This is a genomic window from Paenibacillus thailandensis, assembly GCF_042685365.1.
Lineage (GTDB): Bacteria > Bacillota > Bacilli > Paenibacillales > Paenibacillaceae > Paenibacillus_AP > Paenibacillus_AP thailandensis.
Map to the genome: position 1 here is coordinate 176,184 of NZ_JBHUMY010000023.1, position 22,589 is coordinate 198,772.

Annotated in this window: 17 protein-coding genes and 1 pseudogene; 15 read left to right on the forward strand and 3 right to left on the reverse strand. The window is 59.2% G+C overall.

What is annotated here, in order from left to right:
• Window positions 1–158: 158 nt before the first annotated feature.
• Complete coding sequence (acnA, locus tag ACFSW5_RS18365; RefSeq protein ID WP_379276152.1) at window positions 159–2,873, reverse strand: aconitate hydratase AcnA; 2,715 nt, start codon at window positions 2,871–2,873, stop codon at window positions 159–161.
• Between the two features lie 156 nt (window positions 2,874–3,029).
• On the opposite strand from acnA, the gene ACFSW5_RS18370 reads away from it, so the two are divergent.
• From ACFSW5_RS18370 to erm, 6 genes and pseudogenes are all read left to right on the forward strand, one after another.
• On the forward strand, window positions 3,030–4,259 hold the full coding sequence (locus ACFSW5_RS18370; RefSeq protein WP_379276154.1) for an amidase domain-containing protein: 1,230 nt from the start codon (window positions 3,030–3,032) through the stop codon (window positions 4,257–4,259).
• 178 nt (window positions 4,260–4,437) lie between these two features.
• Entirely contained in the window at window positions 4,438–4,755 is a 318-nt protein-coding gene (locus ACFSW5_RS18375; RefSeq protein WP_379276156.1) for a hypothetical protein, read from the forward strand.
• Between the two features lie 4 nt (window positions 4,756–4,759).
• Complete coding sequence (gene uvsE, locus ACFSW5_RS18380; RefSeq protein ID WP_379276158.1) at window positions 4,760–5,782, forward strand: UV DNA damage repair endonuclease UvsE; 1,023 nt, start codon at window positions 4,760–4,762, stop codon at window positions 5,780–5,782.
• A 43-nt stretch (window positions 5,783–5,825) separates the two neighbouring features.
• Window positions 5,826–6,644 (forward strand): sulfite exporter TauE/SafE family protein, encoded by an 819-nt coding sequence (locus tag ACFSW5_RS18385; protein ID WP_379276200.1) that lies wholly within the window; start codon window positions 5,826–5,828, stop codon window positions 6,642–6,644.
• A 104-nt stretch (window positions 6,645–6,748) separates the two neighbouring features.
• Window positions 6,749–7,612, forward strand: a complete 864-nt coding sequence (locus tag ACFSW5_RS18390) for an inositol monophosphatase family protein (RefSeq protein ID WP_379276203.1) — start codon at window positions 6,749–6,751, stop codon at window positions 7,610–7,612.
• 454 nt (window positions 7,613–8,066) lie between these two features.
• Window positions 8,067–8,948 (forward strand): annotated as a pseudogene (gene erm / locus ACFSW5_RS18395) (23S ribosomal RNA methyltransferase Erm).
• 131 nt (window positions 8,949–9,079) lie between these two features.
• Here erm and ACFSW5_RS18400 read toward each other — a convergent pair.
• Window positions 9,080–10,390, reverse strand: a complete 1,311-nt coding sequence (locus ACFSW5_RS18400; RefSeq protein WP_379276206.1) for a glutamate-1-semialdehyde 2,1-aminomutase — start codon at window positions 10,388–10,390, stop codon at window positions 9,080–9,082.
• Between the two features lie 672 nt (window positions 10,391–11,062).
• Window positions 11,063–12,127, reverse strand: a complete 1,065-nt coding sequence (locus tag ACFSW5_RS18405) for an LCP family protein (protein ID WP_379276160.1) — start codon at window positions 12,125–12,127, stop codon at window positions 11,063–11,065.
• 272 nt (window positions 12,128–12,399) lie between these two features.
• Here ACFSW5_RS18405 and ACFSW5_RS18410 point away from each other — a divergent pair, with 272 nt between their 5' ends.
• From ACFSW5_RS18410 to ACFSW5_RS18450, 9 genes are all read left to right on the forward strand, one after another.
• Window positions 12,400–13,458: an ABC transporter ATP-binding protein gene (locus tag ACFSW5_RS18410; protein ID WP_379276208.1), complete on the forward strand. Its 1,059-nt coding sequence runs from the start codon at window positions 12,400–12,402 to the stop codon at window positions 13,456–13,458.
• Window positions 13,455–14,255 (forward strand): ABC transporter permease, encoded by an 801-nt coding sequence (locus tag ACFSW5_RS18415; RefSeq protein WP_379276162.1) that lies wholly within the window; start codon window positions 13,455–13,457, stop codon window positions 14,253–14,255. Before ACFSW5_RS18410 ends, ACFSW5_RS18415 begins: the two co-directional genes overlap by 4 nt.
• Before the next feature lie 6 nt (window positions 14,256–14,261).
• Entirely contained in the window at window positions 14,262–15,053 is a 792-nt protein-coding gene (locus tag ACFSW5_RS18420; protein ID WP_379276164.1) for an ABC transporter permease, read from the forward strand.
• Window positions 15,054–15,089: 36 nt separating this feature from the next.
• Window positions 15,090–15,560, forward strand: a complete 471-nt coding sequence (bcp, locus tag ACFSW5_RS18425; protein ID WP_379276166.1) for a thioredoxin-dependent thiol peroxidase — start codon at window positions 15,090–15,092, stop codon at window positions 15,558–15,560.
• A 221-nt stretch (window positions 15,561–15,781) separates the two neighbouring features.
• Window positions 15,782–16,642 carry a polysaccharide deacetylase family protein gene (locus ACFSW5_RS18430; protein ID WP_379276169.1) on the forward strand — a complete coding sequence of 287 codons (861 nt, stop codon included), beginning with the start codon at window positions 15,782–15,784 and terminating at the stop codon, window positions 16,640–16,642.
• Window positions 16,587–17,225, forward strand: coding sequence for a hypothetical protein (locus tag ACFSW5_RS18435; RefSeq protein WP_379276172.1), 639 nt, complete (start codon window positions 16,587–16,589; stop codon window positions 17,223–17,225). Before ACFSW5_RS18430 ends, ACFSW5_RS18435 begins: the two co-directional genes overlap by 56 nt.
• Window positions 17,226–17,400: 175 nt before the next feature.
• Window positions 17,401–18,429 carry an AAA family ATPase gene (locus ACFSW5_RS18440; protein ID WP_379276174.1) on the forward strand — a complete coding sequence of 343 codons (1,029 nt, stop codon included), beginning with the start codon at window positions 17,401–17,403 and terminating at the stop codon, window positions 18,427–18,429.
• Window positions 18,426–19,955, forward strand: a complete 1,530-nt coding sequence (locus tag ACFSW5_RS18445; protein WP_379276176.1) for a DUF58 domain-containing protein — start codon at window positions 18,426–18,428, stop codon at window positions 19,953–19,955. Before ACFSW5_RS18440 ends, ACFSW5_RS18445 begins: the two co-directional genes overlap by 4 nt.
• Window position 19,956: 1 nt before the next feature.
• The coding region (locus ACFSW5_RS18450; RefSeq protein ID WP_379276178.1) for a transglutaminase-like domain-containing protein at window positions 19,957–22,589 on the forward strand (2,633 nt) is incomplete at its 3' end.

A 22,589-nucleotide genomic window follows, 5' to 3' on the forward strand; every position in this document is an offset into this window, starting at 1 on the left:
GCGAATCCGACGCCGTAAAAAACGGCAACAAAAAAGTAAAGCGAATTTGTAAAGAAAGCTGCACCTTTTTTCTTGTATTTAGGCATGACAAAAGGGGCCCGCGTCATCTTGGATGACGAAGGGCCCCTTTAATAGATCGCGTATCGGCCGAGCCGGAGCTACTTCATTTCGGCGATCATTTGGCGCAGCACCGTCTGAAGAATGCCGCCGTTGCGGTAGTAGTCGACGTCCACCATCGAATCGAGGCGCACGTTCGCTTTGAACTCGAACGAGCTGCCGTCCTCCCGGACGGCCGTTACCGTGACGGCGTCCCCGGGCTTCACGTCGTTCGACAAGCCGGTAATGCTGAACGTCTCGCGCCCGGTTATGCCAAGCGAACGCCAGCTTTGCCCTTCCTCAAACTGCAGCGGCAGGACGCCCATGCCGACCAGGTTGGAACGGTGAATCCGCTCGAAGCTTTCGGCGAGGACGGCTTTGACGCCGAGCAGGTACGTGCCCTTGGCCGCCCAGTCGCGGGAGCTGCCGGTGCCGTATTCCTTGCCGGCGATGACGATCAGATTGCGCCCCTGCTCCTGGTACTTCATGGACGCTTCGTAGATGGTCATCACCTCGCCGGTCGGCAGATACGTCGTAACGCCGCCTTCCGTGCCGGGGGCAACCTGGTTCCGGATGCGAATGTTGGCGAACGTCCCCCGCATCATCACTTCGTGGTTGCCGCGGCGGGAACCGTAGGAGTTGAAGTCCTGACGCTCTACGTTATGGTCGAGCAGGTAGCGGCCGGCGGGGCTGTCCACTTTAATATTCCCCGCCGGCGAAATATGGTCGGTCGTGACCGAATCGCCAAGCAGCGCCAGCACGCTCGCGTCTTGAATATCGCGGATATCCTCCGGTTCCGAACCAAGCCCCTCAAAAAACGGCGGATTTTGAATATAGGTCGAATCCGGATCCCAGGCGTAGCTTTCGCCCTTCGGCACATCGATGGCGTTCCAGCGCTCGTTCTGCGTATAAACGTTGGCGTATTTGTCGCGGAACATATCCGGGCTGAGCGCTGCCTCCTCGGCTTCGGCGATCTCCTTGGACGTCGGCCATATATCCCGCAGATAGACCGGCTTATCGTCCGGGTCGTACCCGATCGGCTCGCTCGTCAGATCGATGTCGACGGTACCGGCGATGGCGTAGGCGACAACAAGCGGCGGAGAGGCCAAATAGTTGGCTTTCACCTGCGCGTGGATCCGCCCCTCGAAGTTCCGGTTGCCGGACAATACGGACACTACGGTCAAGTCGCGGTCCGCGATGGCCTGGCTGACCTCGTCCGGCAGCGGACCGGAGTTGCCGATGCAAGTGCCGCAGCCGTAGCCGGTCAGGTGGAAGCCGTACTGCTCCAGCGGCTCCAGCAGTCCGGCTTTTTTCAAATAATCGGTGACGACCAGGGAGCCCGGCGTCAGCGAGGTTTTGACATAAGGCGGCCTCTTCAGTCCCCGTTCCGCCGCTTTTTTGGCGACAAGCCCGGCTCCCAGCATGACGCTTGGGTTCGACGTGTTCGTGCAGCTCGTAATCGCCGCGATGACGACGGCTCCCGTTCGGATCCGGCCGGTGACGCCGCCTTTAAAGGTCACCTCGGCATTCCGCGCGATATCCTCATCCGTAAGCCCGTACCCTCCTTTTTCGATGGGCAAACGCAGCACCTCGCGGAACTTGTCCTTCATCTCGGACAGCTCGACGCGGTCTTGCGGCCGTTTCGGCCCGGCAAGCGAAGGGACCACCGTCGATAAGTCCAGCTCGATCGTGTCCGTAAAGACCGGATCCGGCGTATCGTCCGTGCGGAACATGCCTTGCGCCTTGTAATAGGCTTCGACGAGCTCGATCTGCTCTTCGCTTCGCCCGGTCTGGCGCAAGTAATTGAGCGTCTCGCGGTCCACGGGAAAATACCCGACGGTCGCCCCGTATTCCGGGGACATATTGGCGACTGTGGCGCGGTCGGCCAGGCTGATATTGGTCAGGCCCGGGCCGTAAAACTCCACGAACTTGCCGACGACGCCTTTCGCCCGCAGCATTTGGGTAACGGTAAGCGCAAAGTCGGTTGCCGTCGCTCCTTCGGCCAGCGACCCCGTCAGCTTGAAGCCGATCACTTCGGGCATGACAAAATAAAGCGGCTGCCCGAGCATCCCGGCTTCCGCTTCAATGCCGCCGACTCCCCAGCCGACGACGCCGAGACCGTTGATCATCGTCGTATGGGAGTCGGTGCCGACGAGGGAGTCCGGATAGACGTACAACTCTCCGTCGGCCGTTCGGGTTGCGGCGACCGAAGCGAGATACTCGAGATTCACCTGGTGAACGATGCCCGTGCCCGGAGGGACCGCCCGGAAATTGTCGAAAGCGGTTTGCGCCCAGCGCAAAAAACGGTAGCGCTCCTCGTTCCGCTTGAACTCCAGCTTCATGTTGTACTCCAGAGCGCCGGGGTTGCCGTAATCGTCGATCATGACGGAATGGTCGATGACGAGATCGACGGGCACCAGCGGGTTGATGCGCTTCGGGTCGCCGCCGGCCTTTTTGACCGTATCGCGCATCGCCGCCAGATCGACCACGACCGGAACGCCGGTAAAATCCTGCAGCACGATACGCGCCGGGATGAACGGGATTTCCTTCGTTTCCCGTCCTTCCGCCCAGCGGCCGAGAAGCCGGATATGCTCGTCCGTTATGGCCCGGCCGTCGTAATGCCGAATCGCGGATTCGAGCAGCACCTTGATCGTATAAGGCAGCTTGCCGACGCCGCCGAATCCTTGCTCTTCAAGCAATGACAAATCGTAATACGCGTAAGATCGTCCGCCTGCCTGCAGCTTGCGCCGCAAGGAGGCATAAGGGTGTGTAGACATAAGCGGGAGTTTGTCCTCCTTCATTAAATTTCGGGCAGGCATTAGCGGCTGAACGCCGAATTTGCGCGTCCATCGAAACGCCTTTCCGTAACAACTCACATGAAACCGCCAATAGGTTCATATAATGAATCAGTTATCCGCGTAGGAGGGATTGCGATGCCGTCACGTACGGTCGGACAAAAATCGGGCAAAAACGCAAGCAAGCGCGGGAAAAAACCGGTCATGTACAGATTGGCTCCGGTCGGCTCGCAGCAGAGAAAGCCGAAGCCGCGGCAGGCGCCGCGCGTTCCGGCGCCTGCGATTTCGCTTACATCCACGGATTCCCCGGCGCTTGGCCCGGACAAAGCCGGGTCAAGCGGCTGGAAGGAAGTCGTGCAGCGTTATATAAGCTTGTACAATCAGGCCGAAACCGAACAGCATGCCGAAGGCGTCAGAAGCTTCGTGAAAGATTCGGACCATTGCGCGCGGCTGGGCAGCCGGCTGCAGCGGCTTCGCGACCGGGACCTGTACCGCGGCGCGGTGTCGTTGTACAGCGAGACGAAGGCCGAGCTGGCGCGCGTCAACGAGTCTCCTTCCGAGGTTGCCGTTCTGCTCAAGCTGCATATTCGCCGCAAAATGGAGCAAAACGGCACAGGCTACACGGAAGAGAGAGCCGAATACGAACGGCTTTGGCTGGACCGCAAGGACGGCGAATGGGCCATCAACCGGATCGAGCCCGTCATCGGAGAGCGGAGGCCCCGTTACGGCTCCATGGCGGATGCCTGGATCGCGGACATCGAAGCCGATCAACGCGGCTATAACCGGCCTGGAAGGGGCGGCGGAACGACTCCTTATTTAAATTATGACCTTTTCCCGCAATTCAAAATCCGTACGGCCGCAATTCCTTATCGGCGCGATCTGGCGGTCGCTTACGCCGACAGATGGTGGAATGCGGCGAACCCGAACTTCGAGCTGTTCGAGGTGAATTGCACGAACTATATTTCTCAATGTCTTTATGCGGGCAACGCTCCGCTTGACTATACCGGAAGGCGGGAAAGCGGGTGGTGGTACAAGGGCCGTACCGGCGGCCGGGAATGGTGGAGCTACAGCTGGGCGGTGTCGAATGCGCTCACGCAATATTTGTCGCTGCCGAGAAAGTCCGGGCTGCGGGCCGAAATCGTGTACGATCCGGAATTGCTTGAGCTTGGGGACGTCATCACGTACGATTGGAACGGAGACAACCGGTTTCAGCATAGCGCCATCGTCACCGCTTTCGACGCGAACGGCATGCCGCTCGTGAACGCCAATACGGTGCCGAGCCGGCATCGCTATTGGGATTATCGCGATTCCTACGCCTGGACGGAGCAGACGAAGTACCGGTTTTTCCATATTGCCGATTATATGTAGCCATAAGAGCTGAAGGCCTTATTTCCGCGGGCGGAAAGAGGGCCTTTTTCGTTTTGCCGTAAAGGCGTTCACGATCTCTCCGCTGCGAATGAAATTTTTCCAAACGGCTTCTCTATGGTATTCTGTAGGGGAACAAATCGGGTGAAGATATAACCCTTACATAGGAAGGAGAGACGACATGGGATTTCAAACGGAATTCAACTCCGTGTGCAAGTTTAAATCGGAGCAGGAGCTTTACGAATTATTGGAATACGGACGGGGCAAAATGGTGAAAAGCGGCTTCCGCGTCTTTCCGACGGGCCAGAAGGTGATCGCTTACACGCCCGATAACCGGGCGATTGCGATTGTCAAAATTATGAGCTCGATCGCGGAAATCAATTTCCAAGGAGAAGAAGTGACGGAAGTGGAGATGGTGCTCGTGCGCAAATTGAACGAAGAGGAATCGCGCGTGCAGACGGCTTTGGCATACGAAATGTTTTTTGGAGAGCAGGCATAAGAAAATGATTGTCCGTTTCGGGTTTGTCGCGATGAGCATGGTGCTCGATCAAGCTTCCCCCTCCCGCACGATGACATATACGGCTTTCGCGAAACTCGGCGACCGGGAAGCGGGCATCCGAAAGCTGGAGCGTCTTGCGGAGCAAAATCTGCATAATACGCTTCGTTTGCTTAAACATTGCGTCATGGAAGAAATCGAGGTCTACCGCTTCTCATCCAAGCTGGTCCCGCTGGCTACTCACGAGGCGCTAAGCGATTGGGATGCGGTGGAGGCGGTCCGCCCGTCGTTCGAGGAGGTCGGGCGATACGCGACGGACCGGCGCCTAAGGGTGTCGTTCCATCCCGATCACTTCTGCGTGTTCAGCACGCCGCGCCCGGAAGTGCTTGAGAAGTCGGAGCGGGATCTCGCGTTTCACGTCCGCATGCTGGAGGCGATGAAGCTCGGGGAAACGGCGAAATGCAACATCCACGTCGGCGGCGCTTACGGAGACAAAGCGGCGTCGGGAGAGAGGTTCGTCCGCCAATTCGGCGCGCTGCCGGCCCGGCTCAGAAACCGCGTCACGCTGGAGAACGACGACAAGACGTTTACCGTAAGGGAAACGCTCGAAGCCGCGGAAGCGCTGCAGGTGCCGATGGTGCTCGATATTCACCACCACGCGGTCAACGACGGCGGGGATTCGGACATGACGCTCGTTCGCGAGCTATGGCCCCGCATTGACGCGACCTGGGAGCGGGAGAGGAAGCGGCTTGGCTTGAAGACCGCCGAGGAGCTTCCTCCCAAAATCCACGCTTCCAGCCCGAAAAGCGCTTCCGATCCGCGCGGGCACGCCGACTATGTCGAGGCGGAGCCGCTTGTCGCTGTCCTGCTTGCGATCGCAGATCACACGCCCCGTCTCGACTGCATGCTGGAAGCGAAAGCGAAGGACAAGGCGTTGTTCCGGCTTATGGACGACATGCGCGCGATCGAGCAAAACGGCGGCCCGGTAACGGTTCTTAACCGCTCTACCATTCAAATCGGGGATAAGTGACCCCGCAAAATTTTTATATAGAAATCCGGTGTTGCTTGAAATGATGGAATGGTTGCTGCTTGCCCTCGTCGGAATCGTCGCTGCCGCGTTCGGCAGCCTGGTCGGGCTTGGGGGAGGCATTATTATAGTTCCTGCGCTGCTGCTGCTCGGTCCCGGCTTAACCGGGGAAGAGGTCGCCCATGCGGCGGCGGTGGGCACCTCGCTCGCGGTGCTTGTCGTTACGGCGCTGGCTTCTTCCTTGACCTATTCGAAAAAAAAGCTTGTCGACTACCGCAGCGCATGGATGCTCTTTATAACAAGCGGACCGGCCTCCGTTCTGGGGTCGGCGCTCACGGGCCGGCTGCAAGGCGCGGCTTTCCAGTTGTCCTTCGGCGTCTTCATGCTGCTTATGGCGGCGCTTCTCGTCGCCAAGGATTATATGAAACCGATTTCTCGAAGCTGGCCGATTGAGCGTACCTTTACGGATGCCGCCGGCCGGGCGCATTCCTACGGCTACGGGCTGACGCCGATGCTGATTGCGGGCTTCGGGACAGGGCTTGTTTCCGGCTTGTTCGGCATCGGGGGAGGGTCGCTGTTCGTTCCGATCATGGTACTGCTGTTCCGCTATCCGCCCCATCTTGCTACGGCGACGTCGATGTTCGTCATTTTCCTGTCGTCGATACTCGGAACGGGCATGCATGCGGCGCTGGGCGAGATGAATTGGCCGTTCGTGCTGGCGCTTGCGCCGGGAGCATGGATCGGGGGCAAGCTTGGCGCGTATTTGGCCGCCCGCATGAGCGGCAAGGCGTTATTGTGGCTCCTTCGGGTGACTTTGCTGGTCGTGGCCGGCAAGCTCATCGTCGAAGGCTGGCTTGAGCTGTAGCCGAAATCGTGCGGATTCGCGAAACTTTAAATCTTTTTATCGCGTATATAACAATAGCTGGGTCTTTGCATTTAAATTTATGAAATAAAGAAGAGAGCAGAGTGATAACTGTGAGTGACGATAAGCCACAAGCGGCCGTAATCGGCGGCAAAAGCTTTACTGCGGTCGCCATCAATTGCGCGGCGAAAGCAGGAGAATGGATTAAAACGAAACTCGGCAATTATTCCCGCCTCGACATAAAATATTCGCCGCAAGATCTCGTGACGGAGGTCGACAAAGGCTCGGAGAAGCTGATCCGCAGCTTGATTTTGACTCATTTCCCCCATCATTCTTTCCTCGGGGAGGAAGGCGTGGAGCCGGGGCCGGCAGCTTCCGCGAAGGCGCTTGAAGACGTTAAAGACGCGGAATATTTGTGGATCGTGGATCCGGTAGACGGCACGACGAATTTCGTTCACGGATTTCCGTTCTTCTCGGTATCGATTGCGCTCGCCCATCGCGGCGAAGTGATTGTCGGCGTTGTCTACGACCCGATGAGGGATGAATTGTTCCTTGCCGAACGCGGCAAAGGGGCATACGTGCACGGCAAGCGAATGAGCGTATCCGGGGAAGAAACGTTGGCGTCGAGCTTGATCGCCACCGGCTTTTCGGCCGATCAGCAATATGCGCTGCCGCTTAATATGAAAGGGCTGCAGGCGTTGGCGCCGCAAGTGCGCAATATCCGCTCGGGCGGCTCGGCCGCGCTTCATATGGCCTATACGGCCGCCGGGCGTTTGACGGGCTTCTGGGAAATCGGGCTGAACAGCTGGGATTTGGCGGCGGGAGCGCTGCTTATCCAGGAATCCGGCGGCGTCGTAACGGATACGAACGGCAATCCGTATCATCTCGGCGTACGAAACGTCGCCGCGTCGAACGGCAAAATCCACGATGAGTTTATCGGCGCGCTGAAGCAGGCGGAAGCCCAAGCGTAGCGGGCGATCATATGAATAAATCAAAAAGGCGCCGGCATCCGGCGCCTTTTTGATTTATCGGGGGGCTGATCCAATAACTTGAAAGGTTTGTAAGACTATGGTAAGGTAAGCTATGATCATACGAATGGAGGGTTGTTAAAAATGGGTGCTATGTTTATTCGTTTCCGTTCTATGCAATGAAAATTGCATATTTCTCTGCCTGCTGAGTAGAGAGAACGGGATCAGTCTGCCCATTTTTAATCATCTTCGTTCATGCAATTGAAATGAAATGAAAGGCGGAATTGTTCTGCCTTTCTTTTTTTATGTTTTCTTATGGAGACATAAGATAACGTTTCTTTGCGCTGACCCATAACCCCCGCACATTGGTTGTAAATGGGCGGTCTCTTTCCGCTTTCTCGAATCACGGGCAGATTGTCCGTGATTTTTTTCGTTTTTCGGAAAGGGAGCGATAAAGTTGACCAGAACAAAGCGCGTGAAATTTGACAAGAAGACATACCGGGGAGAGCCTCCCAATTTCTCCGGGCAGCACTTCTTGCACCATCCGGGGATTCTCGATGAGATTGTGAATTGCGTACATCTAGGAGGCGAAGATACGGTTCTTGAGCTCGGAGCCGGAAAAGGGGCGCTGACGACCAGACTGATGCAAAAAGCCGGCAGCGTGCTCGCGGTTGAATACGACGCGAAGCTTGTCGATCATCTGGCGCAGAAAACGTCGTCGCATTCGAACGTCAAGATCATTCGGCAGGACATCATGAAGATCAGGCTGCCGCAAGGGAAATTCGCCGTCGTATCGAATATTCCGTATGCTCTTACGACGCCTATTATGAAAATGCTGCTGGACCGCCCGTCCTCGGGATTTCAAAAAGGGGTCATCGTGATGGAGAAAGGCGCCGCCCGCAGATTTACGTCCAAAGCGATCCGGAACGATTACGTTTTATGTTGGAAGATGTGGTTTGAATTGCGATATGTCAAAACCGTTCCAAGGGAATGCTTCTCGCCTCCGCCCCGCGTGGAGTCGGCCATCGTCGTCATCAGCCGGAAAACCGCGCCGATCGTCCCGTACAAGTAATGCGCGGCGTTCAGGGGACTGGCCGAATGGGCGCTGCGCGATCCCGCGGCGGCCTTCGAGGCTGCATTAAGGGGCTTGTTCACGCGGCCTCAGCTTAAGCAGCTGAGAAGAAACATCGGCCTCGATCCGGAAACGCCCGTGTCGATGTTGTCCGAGGTTCAGTGGGGCGGGATTTTTAACGCGATGTCGCAGTTCGTTCCGCGTCATCTGTGGCCCGGAGCTTCGCGCAACCAACCGAAGGGAGGCGCTTCTCGCGCAAATAAGTAAGGAGCCTGTCATGATCGGAACAATGATAAGCGGATTTAATCAAAACGGCTGCCGCTGCTAACGCAGCGGACAGCCGTTTTGCTGTGGATGAATTTGTTTTGCGCGATACCGATTAAGAGCCTTATGCTGCGTTACAGCTTCGAGAAAGCGTACTCGGCCGCGGCAACCGTAGCGTCGATGTCCGCTTCGGTATGGGCCGTCGTAATGAACCAAGCCTCGTATTTGGACGGGGCGAGGCAGATGCCTTGATCCAGCATCAGGTTGAAGAAGCGGCCGAACATTTCGCCGTCCGTATTCTGGGACTCTTCATAGTTCGTAACCGGATGGTCGCAGAAGTGAGTCGACAGCGAGCCGCGGATGCGGTTAATCGTAAGCGGCACGCCGTGGCGTTCGGCAGCGGATTGCAATCCGTCCGCCAGCTTGACCGCCAGCGCGTTCATCCGGTCGTATACGCCTTCCTCCTGCAGCACTTCAAGACACGCGATGCCGGACGCGATCGAAGCCGGGTTGCCGGCCATCGTACCGGCTTGGTACGCCGGGCCAAGCGGAGCGACTTGATCCATGATTTGCTTCCGGCCGCCGTAGGCGCCGATCGGCAAACCTCCGCCGATAACTTTGCCCATCGCCGTCAGATCGGGCTCGACCGCCGCACGATCCGGGAACGCTTCGTAAGTTTGGGCCAGGCCGTAATGAAAGCGGAAGCCGGTAATGACCTCGTCGTAAATGACCAGCGCCCCGTATTCGCGGGCCATCCGGCACAATCCTTCCAGGAAGCCCGGCTTCGGCATAACCATGCCGAAGTTGCCGACGATCGGCTCCACCATGACTGCGGCGGTCTCGGCGCCCCACCGTTCCAGCGCTTGCGCAAGACCGTCCAGATCGTTGAACGGAACGGTAATGACTTCTTGCGCAATGCTGCCAGGGATGCCGGCGCTGTCCGGAATGCCAAGCGTGGACGGCCCGGAGCCCGCTGCGACGAGCACGAGATCGGAGTGGCCGTGGTAGCAGCCGGCGAACTTGATAATTTTATTGCGGCCCGTATAGGCGCGCGCCACGCGGATCGTACTCATGACCGCTTCGGTGCCGGAGTTGACGAACCGTACTTTGTCGAGCGACGGGACGGCTTCCTTCAGCATGCGGGCCATATGGATTTCAAGCTCGGTCGGCGTGCCGTAAAGCGTGCCGTTCTGCGCGGCGCGGGTGATCGCCTCCGTAATGTGCGGGTGGGCGTGACCGGTAATGATCGGGCCGTAAGCGGCAAGGTAATCGATATATTTGTTGCCGTCGACATCCCAGAAATAAGCGCCTTGCGCCCGCTCCATAAAGACGGGGGCTCCGCCGCCGACCGCCTTGAACGAACGGGACGGGCTGTTGACGCCTCCGACAATATGCTTAAGCGCTTCTTCGTAAAGCTCATTCGAGCGGTTGCGTTTCGTTGACATCATTCGTGTCCCTCCTAAAGTTTTGTGAGCAAGGTTTCTTGAGCAGGCTTTGAGATAAACCGAGCTTCGGAAGCATGGGCCTGCCGTAAATGCGACCTGCCGCCGGCTAGCCGGCATCGTTAGCTGCCAAAATCCTGCCGCCGGTTAGCCGGCAACGTTAGTTGTAAAAATACAGTTAAATCTGGCCATTATGGGCTCAAACTGCTGATTAACAGCGAAAATACAGTAAAAACCTTATTCATCTCGCCTGGTTTAGGTGAAATGTCGGTCTCTAACTGCATTTTAGCAGTTATTTTAGCGATTGCTGTATGCGTTGCCTTTACTAACTGCATTATTGCAGTTAAGCCGCGCACATTCCATGCAACTCCAGCAGTAACGGCCCAAAAAATGGACATTCACCGCTAAAGGGCGGTTTTTTCGTTATTGCACCTATGTACGCGTTTAGATCAGCTGTCCCTTGTACGGAGCTTGAAAAAAGCAACTCCAAGCCGCCGTTTGAGAGGCGGCTTGGAGTTGCCCGAAAGCTCGTATTGGATTGTGCTGTTGTTCTGCATTCCCGGTCAAGGGGAGACGATGCCGCGCTAGCCTTCATGCCGCCCGCTATCGCGCGGCTCGCGTGACGGTCTGGCTGTTCGCGTGGCGGCCGGGCTGTTCGCCTCCGGAGCCGCCGGTTTATGTGCCGTCGGCTTCCGTGCCATCCGCGTCCAAGCCGTTCGTCTCCGTGCCTTCAGCGCCCGGAGAAGCGGACGGGTCCGCGCCTGGCATCGTATCGTCGCTGGCCAGCTCCTCTTGAACGAACTCTTTGAGCTCGTCCAAATCCTTGACGGCGATAACGGATGCGCCGGCCACGTTGTCCTCGCCGATCAGCTCCATCGGCGGAACCTGGGCCGTGCCGGCAACATGGCTTTCGACGCCAAGCTGGCCAAGCTTCAGCATATCCGACACTTCCAGGTTCGTTTCGATATACGGCGAGACGCTGTCCAATATTTTTTTCATCTGAACGATGTTCCAAGTGGATTGCATCTTTTTCGCTACGGCCATCAAGAAATTGCGCTGGCGTTCGGTCCGCGTGAAGTCGCTCATCGCGTCGTGGCGGAACCGCACGTATTGCAGCGCCTTGTCGCCGTCCAGATGCTGATAGCCGGCTTCCAAGTCGATATCGTAACGGTTGCCGTCGGCGTTGTCCGTATAGTGCATATCCTTTTCGACCTCGAAGTCGACTCCGCCTATCGCATCGACAAGCGCTTTAAATCCTTCAAAATCGGTATAAACATAATACTGGATATCGATTCCAAGCAAATCGCCGATCGTCTTCATCGCCAGCTCCGGACCGCCCAGCGAAAAAGCCGTATTGATGCGTCCCCGGCCATGGCCTTCGATATCGACGTACGTATCGCGAAGGACGGAGAACAAGTGGGCTTTTTTGGTGACCGGATCAAGCGAAGCGATCAGCATCGAGTCGGAGCGGGGAACCTGATCTTCGTCCAATCCGCGGGCGTCGCCGCCAAGCAGCAAAATATTGACGCGCTCGGTGCCTTCCCATTTCGGAGGTTCCAGTTCCGGCTGGTCGACAAACCCGTCGAAACGCGACTCTCCGGGCTCTTTGCTGAAATCGTCCAGCGCTTTATAAACGCCAACTCCCCATACCGTTGCGCCCGCAATGCCGGCGCATAACAGCACCAGGACGGTTATAAGCACCCATTTCCATGGTTTCTTTTTCGTCGGATTTTTCCGCATCGGTTTAAAAGTGCTCCTTTCAACAGTCGCTTTTCCTTTTGTAATTCGTATTGTAATATTACATATCATAAAATTATAAAGCTCAAGGTCGAGTGGAAGCAAGTTTTATACAATTCCATGGAATATTATCGCAATTGCCCGGGAAATGTCGAACGTTTTCACGGGCGGCCCGAAGCCCGGCTTATGGCCGGAAAGCGCGCCATTACGGCCATTATCGATTGGCGAACGGGACGGAAGGCCGATTCAGCATGGGAGGAAATTTATACAAAATGATGCAAGCCATTGACGTACAACAATTAACGAAGACGTTTCGGGTCTCCAAAAACAGGGAAGGCTTGTCCGGCGCCCTGAAAGATTTGTTTCATCGGGAATACCGGGAAATCGAAGCGGTCAAATCGATTTCGTTTCAAATTCCGCAAGGGGAAATATGCGGCTATATCGGAGAGAACGGCGCGGGAAAGTCGACGACCATCAAAATGCTTACCGGCATCCTGATGCCGACGTCCGGCCATATCCGGGTTAACGGGTTCATCCCTTTCAAGGACCGGGAACGGTTCGTGCAAGGAATCGGCGTCGTGTTCGGCCAACGTTCCCAGCTATGGTGGGATATCGGCGTCATCGAGTCGTTCCAGCTGCTGAAAAAAGTATACCGCGTGCCGGAGCGGGAATTCCGCAGCCGGCTGGACGAGCTTGTGGAGCGGCTTCGTCTCGGCGATTTGCTGAGCCGCCCGGTCCGCAAGCTTAGCCTCGGCCAGCGCATGAGGTGCGAGCTTGTGGCGTCGCTGCTTCACCGCCCGTCGATTTTGTTTCTGGACGAGCCTACGATCGGTCTCGACATTGTCGTGAAGTCGGAAATCCGCGACTTTCTGAAGGACATGAACCGGGAGCACGGCACGACCATCCTGCTGACCACGCACGATTTGCAGGATATCGAGGCGTTATGCTCGCGCGTCATTATGCTGGACGACGGCAAAGTCATCTACGACGGCGGGTTGGACGAGCTGAAGCAGCGATGGAGCAAAGGGAAAGAAATTCAGTTCCAGTTCGGCAAGCCTACGCCGCTGCCGCTGCTGCAAGGGTTGACCGCAGGCATCGGCGTGGAATGGAAAGCCGAAAACGAGGTAACGGCCACGATGTGGGTGCCGAACGAGGTGAACGTGTCCGAGGCGCTGGCCAGAGTGGTCGGCGGAGCGGACATTCGGGATATTAAAATATTCGAAACGAACACGGACGACATCGTCCGGGAAATTTATTCGTCGGGCTCGGCGGCGTCCCCGGCCGTTTCCGCTTCCGGACATACGGAAGAGAAGAAGGAGCCGGTATTGCGATGATGAGCGTAAGCACTTGCCTGGAGTTTATCCGCATCCGGTTTTTGACGATGCTGGCTTACCGCGTTAATTATTATTCGGGTATTATCATTTATGCCATTAATATCGGCGCGTATTATTTCCTGTGGAAGGCGATATACGGCGATCAGCCGTCTCTTGCCGGATTCACGGCGGCGCAAATGACGACCTATGTGGCGGTATCGTGGATGGCGCGGGCGTTTTATTTCAACAACCTCGACCGCGAGATCGCAAGCGAGGTGCGCGACGGCAGCGTCGCCGTCCAGATGACCCGGCCTTATTCGTATTTGATGGTCAAAATGATGCAAGGCTTCGGCGAAGGCTTGTTCCGGCTGCTGCTTTTTATGGTGCCGGGCATGGTCATCGCTTGCTTGCTGTTCCCGGTGAAGCTGCCGACCGATCCGAAGGCGTGGGCCGTTTATCTGGTCATGCTGTTTTTCAGCTTTCTGATCAATTCGCAGCTTAATATATTGACGGGACTGTGCGCCTTTTTTATCGAAAACATCGACGGCATGATCCGCATGAAGCGAGTGCTGGTCGATCTGTTTTCGGGGGTGATCGTGCCGATTGCGTTCCTTCCGGGGTGGCTGTCGGCCGCGATGCAATGGCTGCCCTTCCAGGCGATCACTTATTTGCCAAGCGCCTTCTTTACCGGGCGCACGCCGCTTGGCGAAGCGGGTTCTGCCCTTGGCTTGCAGCTTCTCTGGTTTGTTGCGCTGCTCCTTCCGATTACGTTCATGTGGCGGTCCGCCCGCAAGCGGCTGTTCGTGCAGGGGGGGTGAGTCGAGATGAGAAATTTGGTTTTGTTCTGGGAATACTTGAAAAACTACGCCAAAACGAGGCTCGCTTACCGTTCGGACTTCTGGATCGAAGTGATGTCGGATCTGCTGTCGCAAGCTTTGAACCTGATTTTCATATGGGTCGTGTTCCGCCATACGTCGTCGCTCGGCGGCTGGTCGCAGGCGGAAGTCATATTCGTATACGGCTTTTTTATGATTCCTTACGGTATTTTCGGCATGATCTTCAACGTCTGGAATTTCGGCGAAAGATATATCGTCAAAGGGGAAATGGACCGGATTCTGACGCGTCCCGCCCACAGCCTGCTTCAAGTGCTGCTCGAAAATGTCGATCCGCCCGCGCTTGTCGGCTCGGCGGTAGGCGCCGTCATTATGGCGTCGTGCTGGGCGGAGCTTGGCTTGCCGTTCCATCTGTACGACTTGCTTCTGATCGCCTTGTTCGTCATCGGCGCGGTGCTTGTATACGCGGGCATCTATACCGCGCTCGCGGCGATTTCGTTCTTCTCGGACTCGCCGACGGGCATTATGCCGCTTATGTACAATATACAGAATTACGGCCGTTATCCCGTTAACATTTACAATAAAGCGATCCGTTTTCTGCTGACCTGGCTGCTGCCGTTCGCTTTTGCCGGCGTCATTCCGGCTTCTTACTTTTTGGAGGATAAAGGTGACGGTATGTCCAGACTTGCTTGGCTTACGCCGGTAATGGGGCTTGTCGTTTTCGGGCTTGGGTTGTCGCTCTGGAATTACGGGGTTAAGCGGTACCGCGGAGCGGGAAGCTGACTTGCGGTGCCGTCTTGATGGAAAGGAGGGGGAGTAATGGAACAGGTGCAATTGGGTCGGCCGGTCCCCGATTTTAAGCTGCCCGACGCGGACGGACGCGGCGTGGCGCTGAGCGATTACCGGGGACGGAAAGTGATCGTTTATTTTTATCCGAAGGACGCGACGCCGGCCTGCACGCAGGAGGCTTGCGATTTCCGCGACAGCTACGAAGCGCTGGCGGCAAGCGGTGCGGCGGTCATCGGCATCAGCATGGACAATGCCAAAAGCCACAAGCGGTTTGCCGACAAGCAGCGGCTTCCTTTCGTGCTGCTCACGGACGAGGAGCATAAAGTGTGCGAGCTGTTTGGCGTATGGCAGCTGAAGAAGCTGTACGGCCGGGAATATATGGGCATCGTCCGCTCGACGTTTCTCATCGACGAGAACGGCGTGCTTGTGAAGGAGTGGCGCGGCGTCCGCGTGAAAGGACACGTGCAAACCGTGCTGGAGGCGGTGCGGACCATGCAATAGGCCGGCCGCTAATGTTCGTGTGAAGGATATTTGTAAGCTATCGAAAAGTACCGCGTTTTTAGGCCGCCGCATCAGCAACCCGGGTTGCTGATGCGGCGGTTTTTTTGCGTTTAGGGCCGTTTCATGGGGAGCGGGGCCGCGCGGCTGTTGTCATGTCTCCTTCGTTTCTATCATATACTCTTGCAAATGAGGCGGATTGATAGAAAGGTGGCCGTTAAGAAATGATTCGTATGGGGAAAACGTTCCTTTGCGCGGTGTTGTTGTCGGCGGCGGTATCGATAGGCGAAGGGCACGGCTTGGCGAAGGTCGAGCGGGCGCAAGGAGAGGGAGCCGAGGCGGCAGCGGGACAAGCTTACGCGGCAGCCGGCCATTCCTTCCCGCTGCTGAAGTTCGCGGATGGTGCGGGCGGCAACGGGAGACTAAGCGGCGGGCAGGCGGGAGAAGCGCAAACGGCGGGGCGAAGCGGCCGGACCGCAGAGCTGGAGAAGGCCGCGTTAAGCGGCGATCGGTCGGGAGAGGAGCAGAGGGGCGGGACGAGCGGGGAGCGGGCGGGAGCGGCCCAACCGGACAAGCCGGGCAAGCAGCCGGTCGAGCAGCCGGAGCGGACGGTGTATTTGACCTTTGACGACGGGCCCGGAAAGCATACGCCGGAAGTGCTGGACGTGCTGCAGGCGGCCGGGGTGAAAGGGACGTTTTTTATGCTGGGGAAATACGTGGAGCTGCATCCGGATATCGTGAGGCGCATCGTCAAAGAAGGGCACGGCGTCGGAAACCATACTTACGATCATGTCTACGACAAGCTGTACGGCGGCTTCGACGCGTTTGCGGAGCAGGTGCTGGCGACGGAGGATGCGATTTATGCGGCCGCGGGCGTGCGGACGGAGCTGGTGCGGGCTCCCGGCGGGACGTTCGGCAACTTCGACGAAGGTTATTTTTCGGGCGATGGACGAAGCCGGCTTCCGGCTGCACGACTGGAACGTCGACAGCGGCGATTCGAAGGGCAAGGAGGTAACCGCCGAGGAAATTATGGGGAATATCAAAGCTTCGCCGCTGAAGGACAAGCTGGTCGTATTGCTTCATGACGGCGGGGATCGCCAAGCTACGGTTCAAGCGCTTCCCGCGATCATCGACTATTACAACAAGCTCGGATACGCGTTTGGCGTCTTGAACGGCGATACCGAGCCGGTCCGTTTCGCCCAAGCGGCGAAGCTGAAATGGACCAGGCCCCCCGTTACGGACGGGCAAATCGCGGCGTTCAAAGAAGCGGCTTATGCGCAGCGGCGCAGCCAGACCAAGGACGAGCCGGTACTCGTTATACATGCAGCCGATAAGGATGTGCGATTTGAAGCATCTGATTACAGGCTCGCGAAAGGCGTATTGTACGTGCCGCTGGACGTATTGACGGAAGGTCTGGGAGGAAGCGTCGCCCCGCTGCCGGACGGAAGCGGTTATGAAGCCGCGCTGGACGGCGGGACGTACCGCTTTTCCGGCGACGAGCTCGGCTTGCCCGAACAAGAAGCGGAGGCACGGCCTCAAGATGACGGGGCTGGCGCCGCCTATGTGCCGCTGCGCAAAGCGCTGGATCGTTATGGCCTGCAAATCTATCAAATTTCGTTCAACGGGAAAGAGCGGAACGTCTGGGCCAAGCCGCAGGAGGCCGCTTAACGCGGACGGGGAGGAAACCGTTCTGCAGCGGACGGTCGCGGGGCAATCGGCCGGCGTTCCGGGCCAAGAATGCCGCGTCGCTTAAATGAGCGCGATTCTAGCAGGTCTAAATCGAAAGGAAGCTGGCGACACTGGAAGATAGAATAGAATCTATCGTTCCGGAGGTCGTTATAAGATGATCTTTTCCAAATTCCATACGGTAACGCCGGTCGAACCCGGTGAGCACGGAGAAGAAAGCACGGTTCTGTTAGCCCGCATGGCGAACCGAATAGAGGCGGTGCTGCTGGGCAAAAAGGACGCGATCCGCCATACGATGACGGCGATGCTCGCCGGCGGCCATGTGCTGCTGGAGGACGTGCCTGGCGTAGGCAAAACGATATTGGCGCATGCATGCGCGCGCGCGATAGGAGGGTCGTTCAGCCGGATTCAGTTTACGTCGGACATGCTCCCGGCGGACGTGACGGGGGGCAATGTATGGGACGGGCGGACCGGGGAATTCGTGTTCCGCCCGGGCCCGATCATGGCCAACGTTGTGCTCGCCGACGAAATGAACCGGACATCGCCCCGGACGCAATCCGCGCTGCTGGAAGCGATGGAGGAGCGGAACGTGACGCTGGACGGCGTTACGAGGCGGCTGCCCGAGCCTTTTATGCTGATCGCCACGCAAAACCCGGTTCCTTATGAAGGGACGAGCAGGCTGCCGGAGGCGCAGCTGGACCGGTTCATGATGCGCATATCGATCGGCTATCCGTCATTGCGCGACGAAGTCCGCATGCTGGAGCAATATGCGGAGGACAGAAGGATGGAGCCGCATAACATCCGGGCCGTTATCGCCCTCGAGGAATGGCAGGGCATGCAGCGCGAAGCCGCGGGCGCCCACGTTCATCCCGGGCTTCTCGAATATATCGCCCGCGTTGCCGAAGCGTCGCGCAGCCATCCGGAGCTAACGCTTGGCCTAAGTCCCCGGGCGGGACGCGATTGGCTGCGGGCGGCGAAAGCGAGAGCGTACATCGAAGGCAGAGGGTATGTCATTCCCGACGATTTGCTTGGCGTGGCCGAGCCGGTGCTGGCGCATCGCCTTGCCGCAAGGCACAGTTCCGCGGCGGCGGGAGGAGCATCCGCCGTATTGCGGCGGATATTGCGGGAGACGCCTTGGCCGGAGCAAGCTGCATCGGACGCTGCTGCGGGAGGAAGAGGCCGATGAGCGGGCCCGGCAGAAGGAGCGTCGAAGGACGCCCCACAGCAAACGGAACCCAACCCAAGAACGGGAGTGAAAACGGTCGTCCCGGGAGAAATGGCGCGGGAGGCGGACGTTCCGGGAGCAGTGGAGCCGAAGATGGACGCACAGTAAGACACGGTACCGATAGCGGCAGCCGCGAGAGAAAAGGCGTCGGAGACCGTCCCGGCAGCCACGCTTATAGAACGCGCATCGGCGCATGGGTGTTGCTTGCAGCGGCTTTTGCCGGGTCTGTCGCTGCTGCGGCGACGACGGGCGGGGCGATCCCCGTCTTCTTGTCGGTTGTATTGGGCGGAGTCATGTTGTTAAGCGGAGCGGGTCCAAGGATGGCCTTATCGGGGATACAAGCGGAGCGGGCGCTGCCGGCCGTGCCGGTCCGCGACGGGGAGCAGTTGCCCGTGCGCCTTAAGCTGTCGCCGGCATGGCCGTTCCCGTTCGTCTGGCTTGCCGTAAGCGAGGATATCGTCAATGTCAGCGTACCTGCGGAGGAAGGCAGCCTGCCGGTCCGTATATCGCCCATTCCCATCGCAAGCCGCGTTATGGAATGGGGATACGCCATTCCTGTGCGGCGGGGCGTTTACCGTTTCTCCGCGGTCGAAGTCGCAGCGGGGGATTTGTTTGGCTTGACGGCGGTGCGCCGGACGATTCCGTGCCCGGGAGAAGCTGCGGTATGGCCTGCTTTGTTACGGGCAGACTCCTCTTCCTTCGCCGGCATGGCCGTTCGGAAGAAAGACGGCTCAGCGCTGCGTATCGTCTCGATTGCGCCGGAGGCCGAGCCCGCCGAGGATGCATGGCGCGCAAGCGCCCGCAAGCTGCCGGGCAAAGGGCCCGACAGCCGGCCTTACGCTGCCGGGGATCCGGTTCGCGCTATCGATTGGCGCAGCGCGGCCAAAGGCAGAGGGCTGCGCACGAAGGTGCAAGGACTGGAGCGGGAAGCGGACGCGGTCGTCGTGCTTGATACGTCGGCCGAAGCATATGCGGGAGACAGCCGGTTGTTCGACGCCGCGGCGGCCTGGGCTGCGTTAATGATCGATCGCGCCGCCGCTGCCGGGGCGTCCGTGTCGTTGATCGCAGGCGGACAATCGGTAAGCGGCACCGAGCTGCGGCCGCCGGGCGGCTCATCGGCACCGGCCATTGTACGGTCCGGCTCGTTTGCCGGCATCGAACCGCTGCTGCAGCGGTTGGCCGAATGGAAGGCGGACGGACAAGGGGCGATTTTGGAACCGGATGGCGCTTGGCGATCTGCGGCCGCGGCCGGCGGGTCGGTATTGGTATGCATTACCGGAGAAGGGCAAACGGACGAAAGGCTGAAAGAGCTGGCCGGGGCGATGGCCGGATCGGGAGCGGAGCTTCAAGCATGCGTGGTGAGCCGCGAACCTGAAGCTTGGGCGAAACGCGAAAGGCAGCGGAGCATGGAACGATTCGGCATCCGATGGGAATGGCTGTCCGCGGAGATTGCCGGGGGCATGCCGCATACGAAAGGAGGCGCTTGACATGACGGCCGATTCGCGAAGCTTGTTGTATCGCCTGTACACTTCGGCGCTTCTGTTCGGCTTGCTGGCGGAATGGCTGCTGCCTTGGCTGGACGGGGAATGGGGAGCTTTCTACGGCTTGCGGCCGCTTCTGGCCGTTATCGGCTGCTGCTTGCTGGTCGGCGTGTTCCGGCTGCCTTGGCCGGCCGCTTTAACGGGCCATACGGTTGCGGTATTGCTCTGCATCATGACGATCTTCCGCGGAGAAGGAGAGTCGGCGGCGGATTGGCTGCTCCGGTTCGCCGGCGCTTTGCGGGAGCAGCTTGTCCATTTTCAGGCCCAAGGCTTGGGAGCGGCTTCCGGAGAGCTGCGGACGGCGCTGCTTTTTGCCGGCTGCGCTATGCTCGTTCCGTCGCTTCAGTCGCTGGTCTGGCTGCGTCAGCTTGCGCTTGGCTTTGCGGCGGTGACGGCGGCTTATTTGCTGCTTCTGCACGCTTTTGCCGGCACGGATGTGCTGGGCGCCCTGATCCGCGTATCCGCCGAAGGCTTGCTGCTTGCGGCGGCGGTCGCGCTGCCGCGCCTGAAGCGGCTGGAGGAAGGAAACTCGAATGCGGCCGCGGAGCAGACGGTTCGGGAAGCGGGGCAAGGTTACGGAAACAAAGCGGTCTCTTCTTGGCTTGCATCCTCTTTGGTAGCCGTTTGCCTGCTGGCTTTGGGAGCGGCGCTGCTGTCGCACGGCAGGGCGGTGTCCGGGGAGCCGGCCGCATGGACCGTTTCTTTGTCCGAGCGGGTGGAGCAGTCGATCCGGACGATGGCGGAGCGCGGCGGATCGGTCCGGCAGGCTGCCGCCGTTCGCGGAACCGCCGGCTCGACCGGCTACGGTTTTGACGACAGCTTGCTTGGCGGTCCGATACGCCGGGACGATTCCGTCGTATTTGTCGGGCAATCGCCGGTTCGCGCTTATTGGCGAGGCGAAGCCAAATCGGTCTATACGGGCAAAGGCTGGACCGAAGGCTCGGGCGCGACGATGCTGATGGAGACGGAAAAGCGGCTAGTTGCGTTTGGGGAAGGCGGCGCTGCGGAAGCCGAAAGCGGAGCGAAGCCGGTAGAAGGGTCCGGGCAAGCGGGCGCCGCCGGTACGGGGGATGCTGCCGAAACGGGCACAGCCGAAATGGGCGATACGCCCGAAACGGGCGTCGGAATGGCGCCTGGAACGGATGCGACTCCAGGCGAAACGGCATCCCTCGGATCGGGAAGCGTGACAGAAAGGGCAGACGCGATAGCGCCGGAAGCCGGGGGAAGTTTCGGGAGCACGGCAACCGGCCTTGCCGGGAATGGAGCCGAAATGGTAAGCGCGGGAGCGCCGGGAGCCGGGGAGAGTCTTGGGAGCACGGGAACCGGCCTTGCCGGGAATGGAGCCGAAATGGGAGGCGAGGCTGGGGCGGGAGCCGACGGCCGTTCCGGAGAAGCGGTTCCCGCCGTTGCCGGATCGGGATCGTCCGATCCTCGTTCCGTTACGCAGACGGTTATCATGCAAACCCCGAAGCGGGGATGGCCTTTGTTCGCCGGCGGCTACGACGGGCATATCGTTGAGCTCGTCGCAGGCGATCCGGAGCTGAATCTGGATCATTATGTCCGGTCGAGCACGACGGGAGCGATGTTCCCGTTCTCGAGCGAAGCTGCGGTCAAGCGTTATACGGTCCGCAGCACGCTGCCGGTGACCGACCCGGATACGCTCCGGGGGCTCGGCGTCTACGGAGATGAGACTGCCGCGGCGCTCGAGAGGGAGACGCCGGCAGCCGCTGCCGTCGCCGTAACGGGAACGGCCCCGGGAACAGCCGGGGAAGAGCCGGCCGATCCGGGTCGGGAAGGCGTGCCTTACCCGGCGGGGGAGGGGATCGCTCCGCTGGAAGGCAGCGGCATGCTGCGCAGCTTCCGGAGCGGGCTGACGGCGGCGCCGGCAAGCGGGCTTCAGGCCGAAGCGGAAAAGCCGGCCGCGGATATGTCCGAATATTTGCAGCTGCCCGATTCGCTGCCCGGCCGGGTGAAGGCGCTCGCCTCGGAGGTGGCGGGCGGGGGCTTGACGAACCGGTACGATCAAGTGAAAGCGGTCGAGACGTTTCTCCAGAGCAGCTACCGTTATACGCTGGAGCAAACGAGCTTGCCGCCGGAAGGGGCCGATTTCGTCGACTATTTTCTGTTTGAGCAGCGGCAAGGCTATTGCGTTCATTTTTCGTCGTCGATGGTCGTCATGCTGCGTGCGGTCGGCATTCCGGCGAGATGGGTGAAGGGATTCGCGCCGGGAGAGCCGTCAACCGGCGACAGCAGCCCTCTTGCTTCCGCCGGCGTCGGTTCGGGGGCCGCAGCGGAAGCGGCGTCCTTGACCTCGTACACCGTACGGGCGTCCGACGCGCATGCGTGGGTGGAAGTGTACTTCCCGGGCTCGGGCTGGGTGCCGTTCGACCCGACGCCGGGCTTCGCCGGCTTCGACGAGGCCGGCGCGGCCGCAGCCTTCTCGGGCGGCGGGGAGGAAGCCGCCCCGAACGGGGGCTCGTCCGCGGCGCAACGCCCGCTGGACGCGCTGGCCGCGCAAGCGCGCGAGCTGCTTGCGCGCGCCGAGGCGGCGCTCGCTCCGGCGGCGGAGCGGCTTGCGGG

What these genes read in the sequence shown, in the direction of transcription:
- ACFSW5_RS18400 (WP_379276206.1), bottom strand. Translation starts at nt 10,390, where the DNA reads ATGTCAACGAAACGCAACCGCTCGAATGAGCTTTACGAAGAAGCGCTT.
- ACFSW5_RS18435 (WP_379276172.1), top strand. Translation starts at nt 16,587, where the DNA reads ATGGGGAATATCAAAGCTTCGCCGCTGAAGGACAAGCTGGTCGTATTG.
- uvsE (WP_379276158.1), top strand. Translation starts at nt 4,760, where the DNA reads ATGATTGTCCGTTTCGGGTTTGTCGCGATGAGCATGGTGCTCGATCAA.
- ACFSW5_RS18445 (WP_379276176.1), top strand. Translation starts at nt 18,426, where the DNA reads ATGAGCGGGCCCGGCAGAAGGAGCGTCGAAGGACGCCCCACAGCAAAC.
- ACFSW5_RS18375 (WP_379276156.1), top strand. Translation starts at nt 4,438, where the DNA reads ATGGGATTTCAAACGGAATTCAACTCCGTGTGCAAGTTTAAATCGGAG.
- ACFSW5_RS18440 (WP_379276174.1), top strand. Translation starts at nt 17,401, where the DNA reads ATGATCTTTTCCAAATTCCATACGGTAACGCCGGTCGAACCCGGTGAG.
- bcp (WP_379276166.1), top strand. Translation starts at nt 15,090, where the DNA reads ATGGAACAGGTGCAATTGGGTCGGCCGGTCCCCGATTTTAAGCTGCCC.
- ACFSW5_RS18430 (WP_379276169.1), top strand. Translation starts at nt 15,782, where the DNA reads ATGATTCGTATGGGGAAAACGTTCCTTTGCGCGGTGTTGTTGTCGGCG.
- acnA (WP_379276152.1), bottom strand. Translation starts at nt 2,873, where the DNA reads ATGTCTACACACCCTTATGCCTCCTTGCGGCGCAAGCTGCAGGCAGGC.
- ACFSW5_RS18370 (WP_379276154.1), top strand. Translation starts at nt 3,030, where the DNA reads ATGCCGTCACGTACGGTCGGACAAAAATCGGGCAAAAACGCAAGCAAG.
- ACFSW5_RS18410 (WP_379276208.1), top strand. Translation starts at nt 12,400, where the DNA reads ATGCAAGCCATTGACGTACAACAATTAACGAAGACGTTTCGGGTCTCC.
- ACFSW5_RS18405 (WP_379276160.1), bottom strand. Translation starts at nt 12,127, where the DNA reads ATGCGGAAAAATCCGACGAAAAAGAAACCATGGAAATGGGTGCTTATA.
- ACFSW5_RS18385 (WP_379276200.1), top strand. Translation starts at nt 5,826, where the DNA reads ATGGAATGGTTGCTGCTTGCCCTCGTCGGAATCGTCGCTGCCGCGTTC.
- ACFSW5_RS18415 (WP_379276162.1), top strand. Translation starts at nt 13,455, where the DNA reads ATGATGAGCGTAAGCACTTGCCTGGAGTTTATCCGCATCCGGTTTTTG.
- ACFSW5_RS18420 (WP_379276164.1), top strand. Translation starts at nt 14,262, where the DNA reads ATGAGAAATTTGGTTTTGTTCTGGGAATACTTGAAAAACTACGCCAAA.